19 protein-coding genes are annotated in these 24,346 nt (G+C 68.9%); 16 read left to right on the top strand and 3 right to left on the bottom strand.

Annotated features, from left to right (window positions below):
* Positions 1-12: 12 nt before the first annotated feature.
* Positions 13-399 (top strand): dihydroneopterin aldolase, encoded by a 387-nt coding sequence (locus AACL56_RS07675; RefSeq protein ID WP_339089229.1) that lies wholly within the window; start codon positions 13-15, stop codon positions 397-399.
* A gap of 8 nt (positions 400-407) precedes the next feature.
* Here the strand turns inward: AACL56_RS07675 and AACL56_RS07670 are convergent, their stop codons facing one another.
* Entirely contained in the window at positions 408-1,634 is a 1,227-nt protein-coding gene (locus AACL56_RS07670) for an MFS transporter (RefSeq protein WP_339089228.1), read from the bottom strand.
* 99 nt (positions 1,635-1,733) lie between these two features.
* Here AACL56_RS07670 and AACL56_RS07665 point away from each other — a divergent pair, with 99 nt between their 5' ends.
* The 5 genes from AACL56_RS07665 (at position 1,734) to AACL56_RS07645 (ending at position 5,920) form a co-directional block, all read left to right on the top strand.
* Complete coding sequence (locus AACL56_RS07665; RefSeq protein ID WP_339089227.1) at positions 1,734-2,690, top strand: LysR family transcriptional regulator; 957 nt, start codon at positions 1,734-1,736, stop codon at positions 2,688-2,690.
* A gap of 54 nt (positions 2,691-2,744) precedes the next feature.
* On the top strand, positions 2,745-3,677 hold the full coding sequence (gene ttcA, locus AACL56_RS07660; RefSeq protein WP_339089226.1) for a tRNA 2-thiocytidine(32) synthetase TtcA: 933 nt from the start codon (positions 2,745-2,747) through the stop codon (positions 3,675-3,677).
* 46 nt (positions 3,678-3,723) lie between these two features.
* Positions 3,724-4,347 carry a DUF4136 domain-containing protein gene (locus AACL56_RS07655; protein ID WP_339089225.1) on the top strand — a complete coding sequence of 208 codons (624 nt, stop codon included), beginning with the start codon at positions 3,724-3,726 and terminating at the stop codon, positions 4,345-4,347.
* 19 nt (positions 4,348-4,366) lie between these two features.
* The gene (locus tag AACL56_RS07650) at positions 4,367-5,008 is read left to right on the top strand and encodes a histidine phosphatase family protein (protein WP_339089224.1); all 642 of its coding nucleotides are present in this window, start codon (positions 4,367-4,369) and stop codon (positions 5,006-5,008) included.
* 219 nt (positions 5,009-5,227) lie between these two features.
* Positions 5,228-5,920 carry a CAP domain-containing protein gene (locus AACL56_RS07645; RefSeq protein WP_339089223.1) on the top strand — a complete coding sequence of 231 codons (693 nt, stop codon included), beginning with the start codon at positions 5,228-5,230 and terminating at the stop codon, positions 5,918-5,920.
* 13 nt (positions 5,921-5,933) lie between these two features.
* Here AACL56_RS07645 and AACL56_RS07640 read toward each other — a convergent pair whose 3' ends face one another.
* Together AACL56_RS07640 and AACL56_RS07635 are read right to left on the bottom strand one after the other, a co-directional pair.
* The gene (locus tag AACL56_RS07640; protein WP_339089222.1) at positions 5,934-9,113 is read right to left on the bottom strand and encodes an efflux RND transporter permease subunit; all 3,180 of its coding nucleotides are present in this window, start codon (positions 9,111-9,113) and stop codon (positions 5,934-5,936) included.
* A 55-nt stretch (positions 9,114-9,168) separates the two neighbouring features.
* Complete coding sequence (locus AACL56_RS07635; RefSeq protein WP_339092820.1) at positions 9,169-10,353, bottom strand: efflux RND transporter periplasmic adaptor subunit; 1,185 nt, start codon at positions 10,351-10,353, stop codon at positions 9,169-9,171.
* Between the two features lie 251 nt (positions 10,354-10,604).
* On the opposite strand from AACL56_RS07635, the gene AACL56_RS07630 reads away from it, so the two are divergent.
* The 10 genes from AACL56_RS07630 (at position 10,605) to AACL56_RS07585 (ending at position 24,191) form a co-directional block, all read left to right on the top strand.
* On the top strand, positions 10,605-11,063 hold the full coding sequence (locus tag AACL56_RS07630; RefSeq protein ID WP_339089221.1) for a hypothetical protein: 459 nt from the start codon (positions 10,605-10,607) through the stop codon (positions 11,061-11,063).
* Between the two features lie 71 nt (positions 11,064-11,134).
* On the top strand, positions 11,135-12,493 hold the full coding sequence (gene miaB, locus AACL56_RS07625; protein WP_339089220.1) for a tRNA (N6-isopentenyl adenosine(37)-C2)-methylthiotransferase MiaB: 1,359 nt from the start codon (positions 11,135-11,137) through the stop codon (positions 12,491-12,493).
* A complete protein-coding gene (locus tag AACL56_RS07620) occupies positions 12,493-13,920 on the top strand; it encodes a sensor histidine kinase (protein WP_339089219.1) in 1,428 nt (475 codons plus the stop codon). The genes miaB and AACL56_RS07620 overlap by 1 nt, the downstream gene beginning before the upstream one ends.
* A gap of 66 nt (positions 13,921-13,986) precedes the next feature.
* Positions 13,987-14,649, top strand: a complete 663-nt coding sequence (locus tag AACL56_RS07615) for a hypothetical protein (RefSeq protein WP_339089218.1) — start codon at positions 13,987-13,989, stop codon at positions 14,647-14,649.
* 61 nt (positions 14,650-14,710) lie between these two features.
* The gene (locus AACL56_RS07610) at positions 14,711-16,099 is read left to right on the top strand and encodes a sigma 54-interacting transcriptional regulator (protein WP_339089217.1); all 1,389 of its coding nucleotides are present in this window, start codon (positions 14,711-14,713) and stop codon (positions 16,097-16,099) included.
* A gap of 402 nt (positions 16,100-16,501) precedes the next feature.
* Positions 16,502-18,517, top strand: coding sequence for a glucans biosynthesis glucosyltransferase MdoH (gene mdoH / locus AACL56_RS07605; protein WP_339089216.1), 2,016 nt, complete (start codon positions 16,502-16,504; stop codon positions 18,515-18,517).
* Between the two features lie 288 nt (positions 18,518-18,805).
* Positions 18,806-21,190 carry a membrane-bound PQQ-dependent dehydrogenase, glucose/quinate/shikimate family gene (locus AACL56_RS07600; protein ID WP_339092819.1) on the top strand — a complete coding sequence of 795 codons (2,385 nt, stop codon included), beginning with the start codon at positions 18,806-18,808 and terminating at the stop codon, positions 21,188-21,190.
* Positions 21,191-21,256: 66 nt separating this feature from the next.
* Complete coding sequence (locus AACL56_RS07595) at positions 21,257-21,958, top strand: TetR/AcrR family transcriptional regulator (RefSeq protein WP_339089215.1); 702 nt, start codon at positions 21,257-21,259, stop codon at positions 21,956-21,958.
* Positions 21,955-23,274 (top strand): MFS transporter, encoded by a 1,320-nt coding sequence (locus AACL56_RS07590; RefSeq protein WP_339089214.1) that lies wholly within the window; start codon positions 21,955-21,957, stop codon positions 23,272-23,274. Before AACL56_RS07595 ends, AACL56_RS07590 begins: the two co-directional genes overlap by 4 nt.
* Complete coding sequence (locus AACL56_RS07585; protein ID WP_339089213.1) at positions 23,274-24,191, top strand: SMP-30/gluconolactonase/LRE family protein; 918 nt, start codon at positions 23,274-23,276, stop codon at positions 24,189-24,191. Before AACL56_RS07590 ends, AACL56_RS07585 begins: the two co-directional genes overlap by 1 nt.
* The last annotated feature ends 155 nt before the right edge of the window (positions 24,192-24,346 follow it).

Here is a 24,346-nt window from a genome sequence, read left to right as displayed (position 1 = left end):
AGCACCACCATCATGTCCACCCCCACGCCCATCGCCATCCAGGGCCGCCAGACCCTCACCCTCCAGGGACTGCGCTTCGACGCCAACCTCGGCATCCTCGAACAGGAAAAGACGGCCCCGCAGCCGATCCTGGTCGACGCCGAGCTCAACCTCGGCCCGCAGCCGCTGCTGCCGCAGGACGACGACATCTTCCACGTGCTCGACTACCGCAAGGTGCGCCGCATCATCATCGACGAGTGCACCGCCGAGCATGTGAACCTGCTCGAGAGCCTGATCGGCAAGCTGGTGCAGCGCCTCTTGCAGTTGCCCGGCGTGCTGGGCGTGCGCGTGAAGATCGCCAAGCTCGAGATCTTCGACGACTGCGAGGTGGCGATCCGCATGGAAGCCGGCGAATGGTGAGCGCGGCCTCAGGCCGCTGAACCGCAGGCCGCAGCGGGCTTGCCGGCCGCCGCAGGCCACATGCGCACCGCCAATGCGCCGAGCCCCGACACCGCGGCCAGCAGGGCCACCGCCGACCATCCCCACTGGGCCAGCACCAGGGCGCCGAGCGCGGAGCCCGTGGCCATGCCGACGAACACGCCGGTGAAGAACACCGCATTGAGCCGGCTGCGCGCACCGGGGTCGATGCCGTAGACCACGGTCTGGTGCGCGATCAGCGCGGCCTGCAGGCCGAAGTCGAAGCCGATGGCACTGGCCACGATCAGCCCGAGCCGTGCAGCGGGCGCCATCAGCGGCGCGAACAGCATGGCCGCGAACGACACCACGACCAGCGCGGCGCCCATGCGGATCACCAGTTCCGGGCCGCGGCGGTCGGCCAGGCGCCCGGCCAGCGGCGCGGCCAGCGCACCCGCCGCACCGGCCAGGCCGAACGCGCCCGCCGCGGCGCTCCCGAGGTGGAACGGCGCACCGTGCAGCATCACGGCGAGCGTCGACCAGAAGGCGCTGAAGCCCACCGACAGCAAGGCCTGCGCAATGGTCGCGCGGCGCAGCGCGCCATGGCGCTGCCAGAGCCTGCCGAGCGAACCCAGCAGCGCGCCGTAGCCCAGTTGCGTGGTCGGGCGCAGGTGCGGCAGACCGCGCGCCACGGCGACGCCGATGAACGCGATGCTGGCGGCAGCGACCATGAACATGGTGCGCCAGCCGAAGTGCTCGGCCACGAAGCCGCTGAGCACGCGCGACAGCAGGATGCCCAGCAGCAGGCCGGTCATCACGGTGCCGACGATCCTGCCGCGGTGCGCCTCGGGCGCCAGCGTGGCGGCGGCGGGCACCACGTCCTGCGCCATGGTGGCCGCGAGGCCGATGACGAGGCTGGCCGCCAGCAGCGGCCCGACCGACGGCGAGAACGCCGCGCCGAGCAGCGCCAGCACCAGCGCCGCAGCCTTCACGAGGATGATGCGGCGCCGGTCGAAGCGGTCGCCCAGCGGTGCCAGCAGCAGGATGCCGAGCGCGTAGCCCAGTTGCGTGAGCGTGGGCACGAAGCCGACCGCACGCGCCGAAGCGCCGATGTCCGGACCGAGCACGCCGAGCATAGGCTGGCTGTAGTAGAGCGCCGCAACCCCGAAGCCGGCGCTGGCGGCCAGCAGCAGGATCAGAGAGGCCGGCAGGCGCTCATGCGTATGTTGAATGGAAGACATGGTGCAAACCCTTAGATGCAAAAAGCAGGGCTGGAGTGTGCGGGGCATGGCGCTTCGAAGGTAGCCCCCGAGCCCGAACAATTGTTATACGCTCGGCGCATGGCCGCCTCGATCCCCGCTTCCACCGACCGCATCGAGCTGATGCAGACCTTCGTGCGCATCGTCGAGGCCGGCAGCCTGTCTGCCGCAGCGGCGCAGATGGGCACCACCCAGCCGACCGTGAGCCGGCGGCTGCAGGCGCTGGAGCGTTCGCTGGGCGTGCGGTTGCTGCAGCGCTCCACCCACGCAATGAAGCTCACCGAGGACGGCGAGCGCTGTTTCGACCGTGCCAAGGAACTGATACTGAACTGGAGCGCATTCGAGGCCGAGCTGCGCGGCGCCGGCGACCAGCCCGAAGGCCGGCTGCGCGTGGTGGCGCCGCACGCCTTCGGGCAGCAGTTGCTGGTCGGCCCGCTGGCCGCGTACCTGCAGCGCCATCCGCAGGTCACGGTCGAATGGCTGCTGCACGACGGACCGCACGACCAGACGCCCGACTTCATCGCCGACGGCGTGGACTGCGCGATCCGCGTCGGCGCCGTGGACGACCCCGCCGTGGTGGCGATCCGCCTGTGGGAGGTGCCGCGCATCGCTGTGTGCGCGCCTTCTCTGCTCGAGGGCCTGGCGCCGCCTTCGCACCCGCGCGAGCTCGAGGCGCTGCCGTGGCTGGCGGCGCGCAACTTCTACCGGACCGAAGTCGTGATGCGCCACGAGTCCACCGGCGAGATGCACCGCGTGCCCATCCGCCCGCGCATGATGACCGACAGCCTCTACGCGCTGCGCAGCGCGGCGGTGCTGGGCGTGGGCGCGGCCGCGTCATCGGCCTGGATGCTGACCGACGAGATCGCCGCCGGCCGGCTGGTGCACCTTGTGCCGCAATGGCGCGCGATGCCTGCGCCGGTGTACCTGGCGTACCCCTACGCGCGCTTCTATCCGGCGAAACTCCGGCTGTTCGTGGAGGCGATGCGCACGGCGTTTCCCTCTGCGCAGCCTGCCCCGCCCGGCGCCGATGGCACGTGAAACGGGGATCGGGGACAATCGCTCCCTTCCCCCGACTCCCCGAAGTAGCCAGCCATGAACGCCGTCTGGATCGACGAGGCGCCCGCCGCCGCCGACGCCACTGCCAATTCCCTGAAGATCGAGCGCGAAACGCACAAGCTCGAAAAGCGCCTGTGCCGCCAGGTCGGGCAGGCCATCGTCGACTACAACATGATCGAGGAAGGCGACAAGGTCATGGTGTGCGTCTCGGGCGGAAAGGACAGCTACGCGCTGCTCGACATCCTGCTCAAGCTGAAGGCGCGCGCGCCCATCCACTTCGACATCGTGGCGGTCAACCTCGACCAGAAGCAGCCCGGCTTTCCCGAGGAGGTGCTGCCGAAGTACCTGAGCGACCTGGGCGTCGACTTCCACATCGAGAACCAGGACACGTACAGCATCGTCAAGCGCGTGATTCCCGAGGGCAAGACCACCTGCGGCCTGTGCAGCCGGCTGCGCCGCGGCATCCTGTACCGCGTGGCGGACGAGCTGGGCGCCACCAAGGTCGCGCTGGGCCACCACCGCGACGACATGCTGCAGACCTTCTTCCTGAACATGTTCTTCGCCGCCAAGCTGAAGAGCATGCCGCCCAAGCTGGTGAGCGACGACGGAAAGCACATCGTGATCCGCCCGCTGGCCTACGTGGCCGAGAAGGACACCGTGCGCTGGGCCCAGCACCGCGAGTTCCCGATCATTCCGTGCACGCTGTGCGGCAGCCAGGAGAACCTGCAGCGCAAGCAGGTCGGCGAAATGCTGCGCGAGTGGGACAGGAAGTACCCCGGGCGCATCGAGAACATGTTCAACGCGATGCAGAACGTGGTGCCTTCGCACCTGCTTGACGGAACGCTGCACGACTTCAAGGGTCTCAAGGCGACGGGCGTGGCGGACGAGAACGGCGACAAGGCCTTCGATACGCCCTCCTACGACCTGCTCTCCCAGGCACCCGCGGCCCTGCGAATCGTCCAGGGTTGACCGGGCAACCCAGGGGAATTTGAGGCATTTTTGCCCGGAGACCCTCATGCAACGTGCGCTACCCGCTCTATTTCTGATAGCAAGCCTGACAGGCTGCGCCACCTCCTGGGTGGTCGACAGCGACGTGAAGAGCTTCGCCTCGCCCGGCGCCATCGCACCCGGCGCCACCTACCGCTTCGACCGCCTGCCCTCGCAGCAGGCCGACGGCGCGCGGCAGGAGTCGCTCGAAGCCATGGCCGGCGCGGCACTCGACAAGGCCGGCCTGCGCCGCGACGACGCCAGGGCCCAGTACACCGCGCAGATCGGCGCGCGCGTCACGGCCGGGCTCTCGCCCTGGGCCGACCCGTGGCTCTACAACGGCCCCTGGGGTTACCGCTATGGCGGCTACGGCTACTACGGCCGGCGCTGGTACGGCGGCGGCTGGTACGGCGGCCCGGTGTTCGCGCCGCCGGCCAATCCCTGGTACGAACGCGAGGTGAGCGTGGTGCTGCGCGAGGCGGGCAGCAACAAAGTGGTCTACGAGACGCGGGCGCGCAACGACGGTCCCTATAGCTCGAGCGCCGCGATCCTGCCGGTGATGTTCCAGGCTGCGCTGCAGGGCTTTCCGAATCCGCCGCCGGGCGAGCGGCGGGTCAACATCGAGCTGGCGCCGGCCACGGCCAAAAAGTAGCGCTTCTAGAATCCCGCGGATGGAAGAAGCCACCCGCCTGATCGCCGTTCGCCACGGCGAAACCGCCTGGAACGTCGACACCCGCATCCAGGGCCAGCTCGACATCGGGCTCAACGCCACCGGGCTCTGGCAGGCGCAGCGCGCAGGCGGCGCGCTGGCGGACGAGCCGGTCGGCGTCGTCTATGCGAGCGACCTGTCGCGCGCCTGGCAGACCGCCGAGGAAATCGCCCGCCCCCACGGCCTGGCCGTGCAGCCCGAGCCCCGCCTGCGCGAGCGCGCCTTCGGCACCTTCGAAGGCATGAGCTTCGCCGAGATCGAGGCGAAACTGCCGGAGCAGGCCCGGCGCTGGCGCGAGCGCGACCCCGAATTCGAACCCGAGGGCGGCGAGAGCCTGCTCGCGTTCCGCGACCGTGTAACCGGTGTGGCCGCCGAACTGGCGGCGCGCCATCCGGGCGAGCTGGTGGTGCTGGTGGCGCACGGCGGCGTGATGGACGTGCTGTACCGCGCCGCCACCCGCCAGGAGCTGCAGGCGCCGCGCACCTGGCAACTGGGCAACGCGGCCATCAACCGCATGCTGTGGACACCCGGCGGCTTCAGCCTCGTGGGCTGGAGCGACATCGCCCACCTGGCGCGCGACACGCTCGACGAAACGACGACCTGACGGGTCCTCGACCCCGAGACCGGCGCGGCCGGTGCGATCAATCCGAAGCACCGCACGGCTGCCAGCCTCCGAATCGAAGAAGTCCGTGAACTTCTTCACTCCCCGAGCCCGCGGCGCGCCCGCGTCCGGCGCCTGATTCCGCGTGCAACTCCCAATAATCGCGCGGCTTCGAAATCAATCGAAGTTCAGCAGTCAATAGACGTTAACAAAGGGAGTTACATGCAAACAAATTCAGGGAAATCATTCGCGCGCGGCATCCTGTGCATCGCCGCGGGCTTGCTGCTCGCAGCCTGCGGCGGAGGCGGCAATTCGGATTCGCCGGGCTTTTCGGCCGCACCCGCGGCAGCGGTGCCTGCAGACCAGGCGGCCCCGGCGCCCGCACCGGCAACAGCGGACGCTCCGGCGGAGCCCGCTGCCGCGGCTGCGGCAGAAGAGCAGGCATCCGGCCCCGCGCCGGACCCCTTCCAGCAAGAAGCGCTCGACGCCCACAACGCAGCACGCGCCGCAGAGGGCCAGGGCCTCGCGCCGCTGAAATGGTCGCCCAGCCTGCAGGCCGACACCCAGGCATGGGCCGAGCAGTGCAAGTTCGACCATTGGGCGCCGAAGGGACAGGGCCAGAACCTCTACATGACCTCGCGACCGACCGCGAGTCCCGCGAACGCGGTGAAGGCCTGGATGGACGAAAAGGCCGACTACACCTACGGCGCGACCGGCGGCAGCTGCGCGCCCGGCAAGGCCTGCGGCCACTACACGCAGGTCATCTGGGACACCACCACCGAAGTGGGATGCGCGGCCAAGACCTGCGCGAACATCACCGAGGACGGCAAGGACATCGGCCCCGGTACCGTGCTCGCGTGCAACTACACCCCGCCCGGCAACGTTGTCGGGCGTGCGCCCTATCCGGCGCAGTGACGCGCCGCCGCTGCTAGGCGTGTGAAGCCGTGTGCCCGCCGGCGGCCTCGGCTTGCGCCTTCGCCTCGCCCGGCAGCTCCACCATCGGCCCCGTCCCGCTGTAGCGGTCCAGCGCCAGGTAGATCGCCGGCGTGATGTACAGCGTGATCACCTGCGAGAAGATCAGCCCGCCCACCACCGCCACGCCCAGCGGCTGCCGCAGCTCGGCACCGGCGCCCAGGCCCAGCGCGAGCGGCAGCGCGCCCATCAGCGCGGCCAGCGTGGTCATCAGGATCGGGCGGAACCGCAGCCTGCAGGCCTCGCGGATCGCATCGACCGGCTTCATGCCCTCGGTGCGCTGCGCCTCCAGGGCGAAGTCGATCATCATGATCGCGTTCTTCTTCACGATGCCGATCAGCAGCAGGATGCCGATGGTGGCGATCAGCGTCAGGTCGAAGCCGAACAGCTTCAGCGACAGCAGCGCACCCACCGCCGCCGACGGCAGGCCGGCCAGGATGGTGATGGGGTGGATGTAGCTCTCGTAGAGCACGCCCAGCAGCACGTAGATCACGAGCACCGCCAGCACCAGCAGCACCGCCTGGCTCGACTGCGAACTCTGGAACACCGCCGCATCGCCGCCGTAGGTGGTGATGATCGACTGCGGCATCTTCAGCTCGTCCTTGAAGCGGTCGATCTTCGCGGTGGCGTTGCCCAGCGGCACGTCGGGTCCGAGGTTGAACGACACCGTCACCGCCTGCAGCTGCCCCTGGTGGTTGACCGAAGTCGGCCCCACGGTGCGATTGATGGTGGAGAAGGCCGACAGCGGCACCAGCCTGCCGGTGTTGCTGCGCACGGACAGGCGCGAGACGTCGTCCTCGAACTGGCGGTCGCTGTCGGCGGCCGACAGGATCACCTGGTAGGTGTTGCTGGCCGCGTAGATGCTGCCGATCTGCCGGTCGCCGTATGCGTTGTAGAGGGCCAGGCGCAGGTCGCCGACCGCCACGCCGAGCACGCCGGCCTTGTCGCGGTCGATGTCGAGCGTGGCCTGCAGGCCGCGGTTCTGCGAGTCGCTCGTGACGTCGCGGAAGTCGGGGTCGGCGCGCATGCGCTCCATGAGCTTCGTGGCCCACGGCACCATCTCGCCCGCGTTCACGCTCTGCAGCGTGTACTGGAAACGCGCCTTGCTCTGCCGGCCGCCGAGCCGCAGGTTCTGCACCGGCTGCATGTACACCGCGATGCCCGGGATCTCGCGGAAGCGCTGGCGCAGCGACTCGAGCACCTTCGCCATCTGCGGACGCTCGCTGCGCGCCTTGAGCACGGCGAACAGCCGGCCCGAGTTCTGCGTGGCGGTCGGGCCGCCCACGCCGACGAACGAGCTCACGTAGTCGACGCTCGGGTCATCCTTGAGCGCAGCGGCCACGCGGTCCTGCAGCGCCTTCATGGCGGTGAACGAGATGTCCTCGGCGGCCTCGGTGGTGATCTGGATCTGCCCGATGTCCTCCTCGGGGAAGAAGCCCTTCGGGATGGTCGCGAACAGCCAGCCGGTGACCACGAACGTGAGCGCCGCCGCCAGCAGCATCACCTTGCGGTGCACCAGCGTCCAGTCGAGCGTGCGCATGTAGGTGGCGTGCACGCCACGGTAGCCCCGCTCGAAGGCACGGCCGATGGCGGTGCCCGGCTCGGGGTGTTCCTCTTCGTGGTCGTTCGCGTGGCCGGCCGCGCCTTCCTTGCGCGGCACGTGCCTGAGCAGCCGGCTCGCGAGCATCGGCACCAGCGTGAGCGAGACGATGGCCGACACCAGCACGGCCAGCGCCACCACCACCGCGAACTCGTGGAACAGCAGGCCGATCACGCCCGGCATGAAGAAGATCGGGATGAACACGGCCACCAGCGAGATCGAGATCGAGATGATGGTGAAGCCCACCTCGCGCGCGCCGCGCAGCGCGGCGGCCATCGGCTCCATGCCTTTCTCGACGTAGCGCATGATGTTTTCGAGCACCACGATGGCGTCGTCCACCACCAGGCCCACGGCCAGCGTGATGCCCAGCAGCGAGACGTTGTCCAGGCTGTAGCCGAAGGCGTAGAGCAGTGCCACCGCGCCGATCAGCGAGATGGGAATGGTGGCCGCCGGAATCAGCGTGGCCACCAGCCGGTGCAGGAACAGGAAGATCACCAGCACCACCAGCGCGATGGTGCCCAGCAGCGTGAGCTGCACGTCGTGCACCGCCTCGCGGATCGACAGCGAGCGGTCGTTCACCATCTGGATCTCGACCGACTGGGGCAGCTCGGCCTTGAAACGCGGGATGAGCGCGCGCACCGCGTCCACCACCTGCACCGTGTTGGCATTGGGCTGACGCTGCACGGCCAGCGAAATGGAATCCTGCCCGTTGAAGCTGCTGGCGGTCTTCACCGACTCGAAGCTGTCCTCGATGGTGGCGACCTCGTCCAGGCGCACCGGCGAGCCGTTGCGCTGGCCGACGATCAGCCTGGCGAAGTCGGCCGCCTTCAGCAGCTGCCGGTTGGCCTGGATGGTGAGCGTCTGGCGGGGGCCGTCGAGCACGCCGACCGGCGTGTTCGCGTTGGCCGAGTTCACCGCCTTGGCGAGCTCGTCGAGCGTGATGTTGCGCGCGTTCAGCAGGTCGGCATTGGCCTTGATGCGCACCGCGAAGGCCTTGCGCCCGTACACGCCCACCTGCGCCACGCCATCGATGGTCGACAGCGTGGGCGAGATGAGGTTTTCGGCGTAGTCGTTGAGCTCGGACGGGTTCATCGACGGCGAGATCAGCGCGATGAACAGCACCGGCGCGTCGGCCGGGTTCACCTTGCGGTACGAGGGCAGCTGCGTGAGCTCCTGCGGCAGCTGCCGCTGCGCACGCAGCAGCGCGGCCTGCACGTCGACCGCGGCGGCGTCGATGTCGCGGCTGCTGACGAACTCCAGCGTGAGCGAGGTCACGCCCTGCGTGTTCACCGAGCTGATGGTCTGCAGGCCCGGGATGGTCGAGAACTGCTTCTCGAGCGGCAGCGCCACCGAGCTCGCCATGGTGTCCGGACTGGCGCCCGGCAGCTGCGCGTTGACGTTGATGACCGGCGTGTTGTAGCTGGGCAGTGCGGCGACGGGGATGCTGAAGTACGCGAAGATGCCGACGACCACCACGGCCGCGGACAGCAGCACCGTCATGGCGGGGCGGCGGATGCAGAGTTCCGAGATGTTCATCGCGCAACCTCCGCGCTTCGCGCTGCGGCGTTCGCCCTGGGAGCGGCCCGGCGGCTCATGCCCGTTCCTGTTTCGGCGGCTTCGCGTCGGTGCCGTCCGAAGACGCCGCGCTGCCCGGCGTGACGCCGGAGCTTCCGTTGGCGGGCGCGGCCGGTGCACCCGGGGCCGCGGCCGGCGCCTTCGCGTCGACGCGCACCTTGCCGCCCGGACGCACGTTCTGGCTGCCCTCGATCACCACCTGCTCGCCGGGCTCCACGCCGCTCACGGCCACCTTGGTGCCGAACGTGTGCAGGGTCTTCACCTTGCGGCGCGTGGCCGTCTTCGCCTCGTCGACCACGTAGAGCGAAGTCCCGTCGGACAGCATCATCAGCGCCGCGGCCGGCACCACGGTGACGCCGCCGAGCGAGCGCACCTGGATGCGCGTGCCCACGAACTGCCCCGGCCACAGGCTCTGGTCGGCATTGGCGAACACGGCCTTGGCGCGCACCGTGCCGATCGTCGGATCGACGGTGTTGTCGACGAAATCGAGCGTGCCGGTCAGCGGCTCCTTGCGCCCGGTGACGAGCGCCTCGACCTTCGAGCGCGAGCGCGCGGCCTCCAGCAGGTCCTGCAGGTTGCCTTCGGGCACCGGGAAGCTCACCGCGATCGGGTCGAGCTGCGTGATGGTGACCAGCGACAGCGTCGGCTGCACCAGCGTGCCCGGATAGATGTTGACCGCGCCGATGCGCCCGGCGATCGGCGCGCGCAGCGTGGCGTAGCCCAGCGCCACCTGCGCCGACTGCACCGCGGCGCGGTCGGCCGCCACCGCGGCACGCTGCGCCTCGAGCTGCGAGAGCGTGGCATCGGCCGCGCTCCTGGCGATGAAGTTCTGCGCGACGAGGTCCTGGCTGCGCTTGTACTGGCGCTCGAGGTCGGCCATGGTGGCCTCGTCCTTCTGCTGCTGCGCCCGGGCGCGCGCCAGGTTGGCCTGGTCGTTGCGGTCGTCGAGCGAGAAGAGCAGCTGGCCGGCCTTGACGAACTGGCCTTCCTTCACATGCACCGCGCTCACCGTGTTGGTCACCTGCGGGCGCAGGTCGACGCTGTTGAGGGACACCACGCTGCCGTTGACCTGCACGGTGACCGGCACGTCCTGCTTCTGGGCCGTGGCCAGCGTCACGAGCGCGGGCGCGCCGCCGCCCGACGGGCCGCCGGCGGCCGTGGGTGCCTTCGCGTTCTTCGGACCCGACTTGCTGCCGGACATGCTCCACCACCCGCCCGCGACAGCTACGATCAACACGCCCGCAAGGGCAACGGCAACAATTTTCTTCATGGGTTTTTTGTGCACTTTGGGCTGACAAGGGCTATTGAATCAGTGGCCGCCCCGGAGTGTTCACCAGTCCTGTAAAGAAATGTAAAGCAAGTCAACCCACGCCCCGACACCCCGCGCTGCGGACGGCTCGAAGGGATACCCCCTCGCTAAAATCCCCGCTCCACAGCCTCTGGATGAACCCCATGAACCGCTGCAAGAAACCCACGAACGCTCTCTCATTCATAGCGCTTTGCGCAGCAGCCGCCACCCTGGCCGGCCTGTTTTCCCTGCCGGCCAGCGCCCAGGACGAAGTTCCCCGCCCGCAGACCCAGAACGAATCGCTGGTCGGCGGACGCAACTTTCCTATCGGCACTCTGCGCGGCAAGTTGATGGTGGTCAACGCTCCCGACGTCGAACTCGACGGCAAGGCCGACCGCCTGGGCGCGGGGGCGCGCATCCGCAATCCGCAGAACATGCTGGTGATGCCCGGCGCGATCATCGGCCAGAAGTACCTGGTGAACTACACGCGCGACGCCGCCGGGCTGCTGCGCGAGGTATGGATCCTCACGCCCGATGAAGCCATGGCCAGCCGCGAATCGCTGGACAAGCCGTTCCTGAACATCTGGCCGTTCGTCTCGAACGACACGCTCAACACGCAATAAACAGAAGCCGGCGCGCCTCCTGCGCTTGCCGCGCTTGTCGCCCTCCGCCCCGGAGGGCAAAGAGTTCCCCCATGAAAAAAGTATTCATCAAGACCTTCGGCTGCCAGATGAACGAGTACGACTCGGACAAGATGGCCGACGTGCTCAACGCCGCCCAGGGCTACGAGCCCACCCAGAACGTCGACGAGGCCGATCTCATCCTGTTCAACACCTGCTCGGTGCGCGAGAAGGCGCAGGAGAAGGTGTTCTCCGACCTCGGCCGCGTGAAGCACCTGAAGGCCAGGGGCGTGAAGATCGGCGTGGGCGGCTGCGTGGCCAGCCAGGAGGGCCAGGCCATCATCGCGCGCGCACCGTACGTCGACATCGTGTTCGGCCCGCAGACGCTGCACCGCCTGCCCGAGATGCTGAACGACCGCGAGCGGCTGGACCGCCCGCAGGTGGACATCAGCTTCCCCGAGATCGAGAAGTTCGATCACCTGCCGCCCGCGCGCGTGGAAGGCGCCACCGCCTTCGTGTCGATCATGGAAGGCTGCTCCAAGTACTGCAGCTACTGCGTGGTGCCCTACACCCGCGGCGAGGAAGTGAACCGCCCGCTCGACGACGTGCTGGTGGAAATCGCCGGCCTGGCCGACCAGGGCGTGCGCGAGATCACGCTGCTGGGCCAGAACGTGAACGCCTACCGCGGCCGCATGGGCGACACCGCCGAGATCGCCGACTTCGCGCTGCTCATCGAGTACGTGGCCGAGATCCCCGGCATCGAGCGCATCCGCTACACCACCAGCCATCCGAACGAGTTCACGCCCCGCCTGATCGAGGCCTACGCCCGCGTGCCGCAGCTCGTGAGCCACCTGCACCTGCCGGTGCAGCACGGCAGCGACCGCATCCTGATGGCCATGAAGCGCGGCTACACCGCCATGGAATACAAGAGCACGGTGCGCAAGCTGCGCGCCATCCGCCCCGAGCTGGCCCTCTCCAGCGACTTCATCGTCGGCTTCCCCGGCGAGACCGACGACGACTTCGCGAAGATGATGAAGCTGATCGAGGACTGCGGGTTCGACAGCAGCTTCAGCTTCATCTTCAGCCCGCGCCCGGGCACGCCCGCCGCCGCGCTGAAGGACGACACGCCGCACGAGGTCAAGCTCGCGCGCCTGCACACGCTGCAGGCCGCCATCGACGCCAACGTGAAGCGCTTCGGCCAGGCGCTGGTGGGCACCACCCAGCGCGTGCTGGTGGAAGGCGCGTCGCGCAAGGACGCGAACGAGCTCATGGGCCGCACCGCCTGCAACCGGGTGGTCAACTTCGAGGGCGATGCCCGCCTGATCGGCCAGATGACCGACCTGCGCATCACCCGCTCGCTGGCGTACACGCTGCGCGGCGAGGTGCCGACGCGCGAGTCGGCCATGGCCTCTGCCACGACGCTCGCCCACTGATGGCGAAGCGTCCCTCCACGCGCGGCTCGTTCCAGCAGCTGCTCCTGTTCGCCTTCCTGCTGATCACCGCGCTGCTGGTGGGCGTGGCGCTGCGCTCGGTGCTGCAGTACGACGTGCTCATGACGCAGAGCCGCGACGCGGCCGCGCGCGCGCTGCGCCTGTCAGGCGCCTCGCAGTCGCTGGCCGAGCGCAGCGCCGCCATGGAGCGCGCCGGCCGCCAGTCGCTGGTGCTCAACGATGCCGTGCTGCGCCGGCGCTTCGACGACGCGGCACGCGAGGCGCACCAGGTGCTCGAGCGGCTCGAGAAGAACGGCCTGGCGCCGGCCGGCATCGACGTGTGGCGCGCCCAGCTCGGCGTGATCGAGGGTCTGATGAGCGGCAGCGCCGACAGCGCCCTGACCCGCGAAAGCACCATGGCCATGCAGTTCCGCGAACTCGACGCGCTGAACACCAACCTGGCGCAGCAGGCGCAGTTCCTGATCGAGATGCAGAACGACGCGCTGGCCAAGCGCATCGAGAACGCACGCCGGCGGCTGATGCGCGAAGTGGTGGCCGCCAGCGTGCTGGCCGTGTCGCTGGCGCTGGCCTTCGGCATCTGGCTCGCGCGGCCCTTCAAGCGGCTGGAGCACGCCATCGTCGGCCTCGGCCAGAACCGGCTCGACGAGCCCATCGACATCCGCGGCCCGGCCGACGTGCGGCGCGTGTCGCAGCAGCTCGAGTGGCTGCGCCTGCGGCTGACCGAGCTCGACGCCGACAAGGCGCGCTTCCTGCGCCACGTGTCGCACGAGCTGAAGACGCCGCTGGCCGCGCTGCGCGAAGGCGTCTCGCTGCTCGAGGACGGCGTGACCGGCCCGCTGAACCCGGCGCAGCTCGAGGTGGCGCAGATCCTGAACCAGAACACCGTGTCGCTGCAGGGCCAGATCGAAGCGCTGCTGCGCTTCAACGCCGCGGCCTTCGAGGCGCGCGAGCTGCGCCGCGAACGCACCGAGCTGCTGCCGCTGATCGAGGAACAGATCGAGGCGCAGCGCCTGCAGTGGCAGTCGCACGGCCTGCGCGTGCGCGCCGAGGGACAGCCGATCGCGATCACGGTCGACCGCACCAAGCTCGGCACGGCCATCGCCAACCTGCTGAGCAACGCCATCCGCTTTTCGGTAACGGGCGGTGTCATCACCCTGGCCGTCTCGGGGACGCCGGAAGCGGTCTACATTGACGTGAACGACGCCGGGCCGGGCATCGCCGAGGGCGACCGCGACCGGATCTTCGAACCCTTCTTCCGGGGCGAGCGCCAGCCCGAGCACACGGTGAAAGGCACCGGCATCGGACTTTCCATCGTGCAGGAGTACATTGCAGCCCACGGGGGCCGCATCACCTTGCAGCCCGGCGGACCCGGTGCCCACTTTCGCATCGAGCTGCCACGCACGGCCTGAGCGCAACGGCTCCCCTCCCACCCATCTCCAACACGGCCTGAGCGCCTCGCGTCCTTTCTTCGACCCATGTCTTTCTCGTTCGTCCGCAGTTCCACCTTCGCCGGGGCGATCGCCGTGCCGTTCGTCCTGTTGCTGGCCGCCTGCGCCTCGCCGCCCGCGCCTCCCGCGGAGGCCAACGCACTGCCGCCGCCGCCGGTGGTGCCGCGCGTGATGCCCGTTGAAGCCGAACCCAGGGCGCCGGCCACGCAACCCGCCTCGCTCTTCACGCTGGCGACGCAGGGACCGGTGGCCGTCATCCTGTCCTATGCCGACAAGATGCGCCCGCTCAACGGCGCCGACCTGAGCGCCGAGATCTCGCGCATCGGCGACCCCGGCGATTCGCCGGTCACGCAGATGCAACTCGCGCTGCTGCTGTCGCAGACGCGCGTGCCCGCCGACCTGGCGCGTGCGCTCGGCCTGCTGCAGCGAGTCATCGCCAATCCCTCGCCCGAGGCGCAGCCCCTGCATCCGCTCGCGCGCGCGTTGGCCGCGCGCTACGTGGAGCAGCGCCGCGTGGAAGACGACCGCGACAAGCAGGCGCAGCAGGCGCGCGACAGCCAGCGCCGCATCGACCAATTGAACGACCGCATCGAAGCCCTGCGCGCCATCGAGCGCAGCTTCGCGCGGCCCAACACGACCCCGGCCGTGCCCGCGGCGGCGCCACCGAACACAGGCAAGCCCAACCAATGAGCGCAGCGCGGGGCCGTCCCAGGCAAGCTTCCACCGCAGTACGAAGCACGGAGGTTTTTCGATGAGCACCACTGGCGCCCGCCTCCTCGTGGTCGACGACGACCCGGACATGCTGCGGCTGCTCTCGATGCGGCTCAGCTCGGCGGGCTACCAGGTCACGGCCGTGACCTCGGCCGAGACCGCGCTCACGCAGCTCGAGATCGAGCACCCGCAGCTCGTGCTGAGCGACGTGCGGCTGCCCGGGCGCGACGGCCTGCAGCTTTTCGATGAGATCCGCAAGCGCCATCCGTCGCTGCCTGTCATCCTGCTGACCGCGCACGGCACCATTCCCGACGCGGTCGAAGCCACCGCCCGCGGTGTGTTCACCTATCTCACCAAGCCCTACGACGGCCGCGAGCTGCTCGACAAGATCTCCCAGGCGCTGGCGCTCGGCGCGCCTGCCACCACGCCAAGCAAGTCCGGCGACGACAGCTGGCGCTCGGAGATCGTGAGCCGAAGCAACCGCATGGCCGAGCTGCTGGCCGAGGCGCGCATGGTCGCCAAGTCGGACGCATCGGTGCTGTTGCGCGGCGACTCCGGCGCCGGCAAGGAACTGCTGGCACGCGCCATCCACAAGGCCAGCGCGCGCGCCGACCGTCCGTTCGTGGCGGTCAATTGCGGCGCCATTCCCGAGGCGCTGCTCGAGTCCGAGCTGTTCGGCCACATGAAGGGCGCGTTCACCGACGCGCACGCCAACCACAAGGGCCTGTTCCAGCAGGCCGACGGCGGCACGCTGCTGCTGGACGAAATCGGGGACATGCCGCCCGCCCTGCAGGTCAAGCTGCTGCGCGTGCTGCAGGAACGCGCGGTGCGCCCGCTGGGGGCGAGCCAGTCGATCGAGGTCGACGTGCGCATCGTGTCGGCCACCCACCGCGACCTGGACGCCGCCATGGAAGCCGGCCAGTTCCGCGAAGACCTGTATTACCGCCTGAACGTGGTGACGCTCACGCTGCCGCCGCTGTCGGCGCGCCGCGAGGACATCCCGCTGCTGGCCAACCACTTCCTGCAGCGGCTGTCGACCAAGTACGGCAAGCGGCTGTCCGGCTTCGCGCCCGAGGCGCTGAAGGCACTGACCACCGCCGCCTGGCCGGGCAACGTGCGCCAGCTGTTCAACGTGGTGGAACAGGTCTGCGCCCTGTCGAGTTCGCCGCTGATCCCGCTGGCGTTGGTGCAGCGTGCGCTGCGGGTGCCGAGCGTCGAGGTCCAGACCTATGCCGAGGCCAAGCAGCGTTTCGAGCGCGATTACCTGGTCGGTCTGCTGAAATTGACGGACGGCAACGTGGCCGACGCCGCCCGCATGGCCGACCGCAACCGCACGGAGTTCTATCGCCTGCTGCAGAAGCATGAGCTCACTCCGGGGCACTTCAAGGCGGACGCTGTCGCTGGCGGCAGCGACCCTGTCGCCGAGTAGCGACGCGCCTAAGTCGTTGATTCATAAGGCCTAAGCAAGTCTGGCCCAAGGGCCTGTCGGGATTCGGCGACAAAAACAGGGGTTTTGGGGCCCTCCAGCGGCCTCCAACCCCGAAAAATGCCTTCGCAGCGGCTCAAGTCGTTGATCTGAAAGCGTTTTTCCAGGCTGGCACAGGGTTTGCCCCTGTAGTGGCATGACAGCACTAACCAGCCCATCTTTCGCACTGCGTCAGCAGCGCGACGGCCTGCGTCAAAAGCAGTTTTCCCCCTCGCGGCCCCGCGCCGCGGGTCATTCGCCAGCCGCGCTCGCAAGCGCAGGCGGCGCTGAGCCCGATTGCGTCATCAAGCGCTTTCCGGCCATTGGCGACACCCCTTCCCTCGACAAGCAACGTTGGTAAATCACATGAAGCCAAACGACTTTTCGCATCTGAATGTTCTGGCCGACAGCGACTTCTCGCACCGCAGCGCGGTCCGTGAAGAGCGCCACCCGAATGCGGTGACCGCGCCTCCGATCAACCGCGGTTCGATGACGCCGCGCCCCTGGCGCGGTTTCTGGAACAGCCTGGGCACCGCCGCGCTGGTGAAGCTCGGCGCCGGCCGCGACGCCGAAGCCTCGGCGCACAAGACCGCCCCTGAAGCCAAGCAACCCTGGCAGCGCGCCGCCGCGCAACGCCGCCTGGCCTTCATGCTGCTGACCGTGCTGAGCACCGTCATCGCCTCGTCGCTGTTCGCCGGCGTGCAGCCCGACTACGACAACGTCTGGCTCGAATACGGCCAGATCGGCCTGTACGGCCTGCTCTCGGGCTGGGTCGTCACCGGCTTCGTGACCGCGCTGATGGGCTTCTATGTCTCCGTGCGCGGCGACAAGCACGCCCTGTCGGTGAAACAGGTGGCCAACCACCCGATGAACCCCGAGGCACGCACCGCGATCATCATGCCAATCTGCAACGAGGACGTGGCCACCGTGTTCGCCGGCCTGCGCGCCACCTGCGAATCGGTCGCGGCCACCGGCCACGCAAAGCAGTTCGACGTGTTCGTGCTGTCCGACAGCTACAACCCCGAGACCGCTGCCGCCGAGCGCGCTGCCTGGGAAGACCTGCGCGCCGCGCTGGCCGACAGCCCGAACCAGCCGCAGGTCGAGGTGTACTACCGCTTGCGCACCCGCCGCACGCACCGCAAGGCCGGCAACGTGGCCGACTTCTGCCGCCGCTGGGGCAAGGACTACCGCTACATGGTCGTGCTCGACGCCGACTCGGTGATGAGCGGCGACTGCCTGACCTCGATGGTCAAGCTGATGGAAGCCAACCCGACCGCCGGCATCATCCAGACCGCGACGCAGGCCATCGGTCACGTCACGCTGCATGCCCGCGCACAGCAATTCGCTTCCCGCGTGACGGGCCGCCTGTTCACGCTGGGCATGCAGTTCTGGCAACTGGGCGAATCGCACTACTGGGGCCACAACGCCATCATCCGCGTCGAACCCTTCATGAAGCATTGCGCGCTGGCCCCGATCAAGGGCACCGGCGGCATGTCGGGCGGCATCATGTCGCACGACTTCGTCGAGGCCGCGCTGATGCGCCGTGCCGGCTACAACGTCTGGCTGGTGTCCGATCTGGTCGGCAGCTACGAGCAGCAACCGCCGGACCTGCTGGCCGAGTTGCAGCGCGACCGCCGCTGGTGCCAGGGCAACCTGCAGAACTCGCGCCTGATGATGGAGCCCGGCATCCACCCCGTGCACCGCGCGATGTTCGTGACCGGCACCATGGCCTATGTCTCGGCGCCCCTGTGGCTGGCCTTCCTGACGCTGGGCACCGCCCTGTGGCTGAGCGGCTCGAGCCTGATCTCCAGCTGGAGCGTGCTGCCCGCCGAACTGGCCGGCCTGTGGGTCTGGACCCTGTGCCTGCTGTTCCTGCCGCGCGTGCTGGGCATCGCCGCCGTGCTGATGCGCGGCGAGCAACGCCAGTACGGCGGTGTGTGGGGCATCGTGAAGAGCTCGCTGCTCGAAAGCGGCCTGGCGATCGTGCAGGCCCCGGTCCGCATGCTGGCCCACTCGCTGTTCGTGCTGGTTGCCCTCACCGGCATCAAGCTCGACTGGAAGTCGCCTCCGCGTGAAGCCGCCGCCGTGCCGTGGAAGGTTGCCATGTCGCAACTGGCCCCCATGACGCTGGTGATCGCCATGCTGGCCGTCGGTGTCGCGATGATCGACCCGAGCGCGCTGATCTGGCTGATGCCCGTGGGCCTGCCGCTGCTGCTGGCGATCCCGCTGACCGTGCTGACCAGCCAGATCGCGCTGGGCACCACGCTGCGCGACCGCGGCTTCCTGCTGATTCCCGAGGAATCGCGTTCGCCGGCCGTGCTGCGCCGCGCCTGGATGCATGCCGTGCGGCTGGCCCGTCCGGCCGCCCTGGCCACCGCCTGAGGCGCCAGGAAACGCTGAAGACCGCTTCAGCCCTCCCAAAGAAGCCGGCCATTGCGCCGGCTTTTTTCATGGCGCAGACTGGACGGGTCCGCACGGGTGCGTGGGTCAAATCCGGTCCGAATAAGGGTAAACCCTAGGATCGGCGAAAATTCCCGGTTTCGGCGGCTGTTCGCAGCCGCGCAATGGCCAAGCAAGGGGGTTCGATCCATGACGGCAATACAGGAGCCGGAAATCCGGCAATCGCGGTTCCGGCAGTTCGCCACGCTGCCGGCCCTGGTGGCACTCGGCATGCTCGCCATGCTGATGGGCGCCTTTCTCGCGGCCGGCGGCGCTTACCTCGCCGCGCTCGGTGGCAGCTGGTATTTCGTGCTGGCAGGCCTTGCGCTGTTGGTGTCCGGCCTGCTCATCGCCAAACGCCGCACCACCGGCGCCTGGCTTTTCGCGCTGACGTTCGCGGCCACGGCGGCCTGGGCGGTGTGGGACGCCGGCTGGCATTTCTGGCCGCTGGTCTCGCGGCTGGTCGCCTTCGCCGTGCTGGGCCTGCTGGTCGCATTCGCCTATCCGGCACTGGTGCGACGCTCCGGCGGCACGCCGGGGCGCGGTGCCCATGCGGTGGCGGCCGTGCTGGCGGTCGCTCTCGTCATGACCGCCGTCTACGCCTTCGTGCCGGCGCCGGTGATCGCCGCGCAGGGTCCCGCGCCAGCCATCGTGCCGGTGAATCCGCAGGAGGCGCAGAAGGACTGGCGTCACTGGGGCAACACCACCGCGGGCAACCGCTTCGCGGCGCTCGACCAGATCAACAAGGACAACATCGGCCAGCTGCAGGTGGCGTGGACCGCGCACACCGGCGACGTGCCGCAGAGCAACGGCTCCGGCGCGGAAGACCAGAACACGCCGCTGCAGATCGGCAGCACGGTGTACGTGTGCACGGCCTACAGCAAGATCGTCGCGCTCGACGCCGACACCGGTGCCGAACTCTGGAAGTACGACCCCAAGGCCACCGCGCCGAACTGGCAGCGCTGTCGCGGGCTGGGCTATCACGACCAGGATGCCGCGAAGGCGGCCGAGCCGAAGGTGGAAACGACACCTCCGGCCCCGGGGGCAACCGCCGAAGCCACCGCTCCCGCGTCCACCCCCGCAGCGCCCGCTGCCGCCTGCCGCCAGCGCCTGCTGCTGCCGACCACCGACGCGCGCCTGATCGCCGTCGATGCGGCCACCGGCAAGCCCTGCGCCGGTTTCGGCAAGCAGGGCATCGTCGACCTCAAGGTCGGCATGGGCGAGGTGAAGGACGGCTACTACCAGCAGACCTCGACCCCGCTGGTCGCCGGAGACCTGGTCGTGGTCGGTGGCCGCGTGGCGGACAACTTCTCGACCGACGAGCCGCCCGGCGTGGTGCGGGCCTACAACGCGGTCACCGGCGAACTGGCCTGGGCCTGGGACCCGGGCAACCCCGCGGTGACCCGCCTGCCACCGCCCGGCCAGACCTACACGCGCGGCACGCCCAACGTGTGGTCGGCCATGTCGTACGACCCGAAGCTGGGCCTGGTCTACCTGCCGACCGGCAACGCCACACCCGACTTCTGGGCCGGCGAGCGCACGCCGCTCGACGACAAGTACAGCTCGTCGGTGGTCGCGCTCGACGCGAAGACCGGCAGGGTGCGCTGGAGCTTCCAGACCACCCATCACGACCTGTGGGACTTCGACCTGCCCGCCCAGCCCTTGCTCTACGACATTCCCGACGGTCACGGCGGCACGCAGCCCGCGCTCGCGCAGGTCACCAAGCAGGGCGAGATCTTCCTGCTGAACCGCGAGACCGGAAAGCCGATCGCCGAAGTGCAGGAGCGCCCGGTGCCGCAGGGCAACGTGCCGGGCGAGCGCTATTCGCCGACCCAGCCCTTCTCGGTGGGCATGCCCTCCATCGGCAACAGGACGCTGACCGAATCCGACATGTGGGGCGCCACGCCCTTCGACCAGCTGCTGTGCCGCATCGCCTTCAAGGGCATGCGCCACGAGGGCATCTACACGCCGCCGGGCCTCGACCCCGCGCTGCAGTTCCCGGGTTCGCTCGGCGGCATGAACTGGGGCAGCGTGTCGGTCGACCCGACCAGCAGCTACATGTTCGTGAACGACATGCGCTTGGGCCTGGCCAACTACATGATCCCGCGCGCGAACATCAAGCCCGGCGCCAGCGGCATCGAGATGGGTGTGGTGCCGCAGGAAGGCACGCCCTACGGCGCGATGCGCGAGCGCTTCCTGTCGCAGCTGGGCATCCCGTGCCAGGCGCCGCCCTTCGGCACGATGTCGGCCATCGATCTGAAGACGCGCAAGCTGGTGTGGCAGGTGCCGGTGGGCACGGTGAAGGACACCGGCCCGCTGGGTATCCGCATGCACCTGCCGATTCCCATCGGCATGCCGACGCTGGGCGCCTCGCTGGCCACGCAGTCGGGCCTGCTGTTCTTCGCGGGCACGCAGGACTTCTACCTGCGCGCCTTCGATACCGCCAGCGGCAAGGAAATCTGGAAGGCCCGCCTGCCGGTGGGCAGCCAGTCGGGGCCGATGACCTATGTATCGCCGAAGACCGGGCGGCAGTACGTCGTGGTGAGCGCGGGCGGCGCGCGCCAGTCGGCGGACCGCGGCGACTACGTGATCGCCTACGCCTTGCCGACTAAGTAGTTACCCGGGCTCCGGGCGTTTGTACCATCCGGTACATTGCGATGTACCAACTGGTACATAGAAAAAATGCCCGCATCCCAACCCGCACCTGGCGACGACGCCCAGGCGCCGCCACGCAAGAGCGCGGCGCGTGTCGTCAATCCCGAGGCGAACCGCCAGAACATCATCGAGGTCGCCACCGCCGAGTTCTCGCAGCACGGCCTGGCCGGCGCACGCGTGGACGAGATCGCGAGCAAGACCGACTGCAGCAAGCGCCTCATCTACTACTACTTCGGGGACAAGGAGGGCCTGTACCTCGCCGTGCTCGAGAACGTCTACCGCCGCGTGCGCAGCGTGGAGAGCGAACTCGACTTCGACCATGTCGACCCCGCGGAGGCGATGCGCCGCATGGTCGGGTTCCGCTTCGACCATCACTTCCAGAACCGCGATTTCGTGCGGCTGGTGACGATCGAGAACATCCACGAGGCGCGCTTCCTCAGGCAGTCCGACGTCATCCGCGAACTCAGCGCGGCGGCCGTCGAGCGCGTGGCACGCATCTACCGGCGCGGCGTCGAGGCGGGCGTGTTCCGCGACGGCATCGAGCCGGTGGACATCCACTGGCAGATCAGCGCGATGAGCTTCTACAACGTGTCGAACCGCGACACCTTCTCGGCGCTCTTCGGCATCCAGCTGGACGCGCCCGGCAACGTCGCGCGCCTGCGCGCCAACGTCATCGAGAGCGTGCTGCGCTTCGTGACCAAGAACACTCCTGCGAACCCCGAGACATGAACACCACCACTGCAACATCCGCCGCGGGCGCCACCGCCGAGGCACCCACGCGCGCGCGCTTCGGCATCCTCGCGCTGCTGGCCACCGGCACCATGATCAACTACCTGGACCGCACGGTGCTCGGCATTGCCGCGCCCACGCTGTCCAAGGACCTCGGGCTGTCGCCCGCCGTGATGGGCTTCGTGTTCTCGGCCTTCGCCTGGACCTACGCTGCCGCGCAGATTCCGGGCGGCGTGTTCCTCGACCGCTTCGGCAACAAGCTCACCTACTTTCTCTCGCTGACCTTCTGGTCGCTGTTCACGCTGCTGCAGGGTTTCGCCACCGGGCTCTACAGCCTCGTGGCCATGCGCCTGGGCCTCGGCATTTCCGAGGCGCCCTGCTTCCCGGCCAACAGCCGCATCGTGAGCACGTGGTTCCCGCAGAAGGAGCGGGCGCGCGCCACCAGCATCTACACGGTGGGCGAGTACGTCGGGCTGGCCTTCTTCAGCCCGGTGCTCTTCTACATCATGGGCATGTACGGCTGGCAGGCGCTCTTCATCATCGTGGGGCTGGTCGGCATCGCCTTCGGCGTGGTGTGGTGGGCCTGCTATCGCGAGCCGGCCGACAGCCGCTGGGCCAACCGCGCCGAGCTCGCCCACATCGAGGCCGGCGGCGGCCTGGCCGCCCGGCGCGAGCAGACCGTGCCCTTCTCGTGGGCCAACGTGCGGCTGCTGTTGTCGTACCGCCAGATCTGGGGCGCCAGCATCGGCCAGTTCGCAGGCAACGCCACGCTGGTGTTCTTCGTGACCTGGTTTCCCACCTACCTGGCCACCGAGCGCCACATGGGCTGGGTCAAGGTCGGCTTCTTCGCGGTGCTGCCCTTCATCGCGGCCGGCGTGGGCGTGATGTTCGGCGGCTGGCTGTCCGACCGCCTGCTCACGCGCACCGGCTCGGCCAACCTGGCGCGCAAGCTGCCGATCGTGGCCGGGCTGCTGCTGGCCTCGACCATCGTGGCGGCCAACTACGTCGACCGAGACGAGGTGGTGATCGCCATCCTGTCGGTCGCGTTCTTCGGCCAGGGCATGGTCGGGCTGGGCTGGGTCGTCATTGCCGACATCGCGCCGACGAAGCTCATGGGCCTCACCGGCGGCATCTACAACTTCATGACCAACCTGTCGGGCATCACGACGCCGCTGGTCATCGGCTTCATCGTGGGCAGCACCGGCTCCTTCGTGTGGGCGCTGGCCTTCATGGCGGTGCTGGCGCTGCTGGGTGCGCTGTCGTACGTGTTCCTGCTCGGCGACATCCGCCGCATCGAGCTGCCGGACACGTTCTGATGAACAGCCACAGCCCCATGACGCACGGCGTGCGCTGCCTCGTCAACCCCCGCGACCAGCTGGGCGAGACGCCGATCTGGTGCCCGCGCAGCGAGCGCGTCTGGTGGATCGACATCGAGCGGCCCAGGCTGCAGTCGTTCGACGAGCGCACGGGCGAGCACCAGGTGTTCGAGTTTGCGCAGAGCACGTTCCTCGGCAGCCTCGCGCTGCACCGGCGCGGCGGCTTCGTGCTGGCGCTGGACAACACGCTGCACCGCTTCGACCCTGCGTCGCGCACGCTGGAACGCATCGCCGAGGTCGAGCCGACCGCCAAGGGCACGCGGCTCAACGACGGACGCTGCGACCGCCAGGGCCGGCTCTGGATCGGCACCATGGACGCCGCGATCGAGAAGCCGCTCGGCAGCTTCTACCGCGTCGAGGCCGACGGCACGCCGCACTGGCTGTTCGACGACATCATCGTGACCAACTCGGTGTGCGTGTCGCCGGACGGCCGCACGCTCTACATGTCTGACACGCGGCGCTTCAAGCTCTTCGCGTTCGACCTCGACCCGGCGAGCGGCGCGCTGTCGAACCGGCGCGTGTTCGTCGATTACGCGCAGCAGCGCGGCCGGCCCGACGGCGCCTGCGTCGACAGCGAAGGCTACGTGTGGAACGCGGTGTTCGCGGGCCACCGCGTGGTGCGCTATGCGCCCTCGGGTGCGATCGACCGCGTGATCGAACTGCCGGTGACGCACCCGACCTGCGTGTGCCTCGGCGGACCGGAACTGAAGACGCTCTACATCACCACCGCCACCAAGATGATCGAGCCCGAGGTGCTGGCGCGCGAGACGCTCGCGGGCGCCCTGCTGGCCGTGGAAGTCGATGTGCCGGGGCTGCCCGAGGCCATGTTCGGCACTGCCGGCGCCCATGGCGACTGACGCTTTCGCGCATCAGTGCCCCTTCCACGGCGGCTCGGTCTCCCTATAGAATCCGCGCCTCTTTCAACCTCAGCCTTCACTGGAGCGCCAAGTGCCCCGATTCGCCGTCATCTCTCTCTGACGCCGACAACACCACTTCATTGCTGGTCATGTCG

The sequence above is a fragment of the Variovorax paradoxus genome, assembly GCF_902712855.1.
GTDB lineage: Bacteria > Pseudomonadota > Gammaproteobacteria > Burkholderiales > Burkholderiaceae_C > Variovorax > Variovorax paradoxus_Q.
This window is presented reverse-complemented; position numbering and strand designations above follow the sequence as displayed.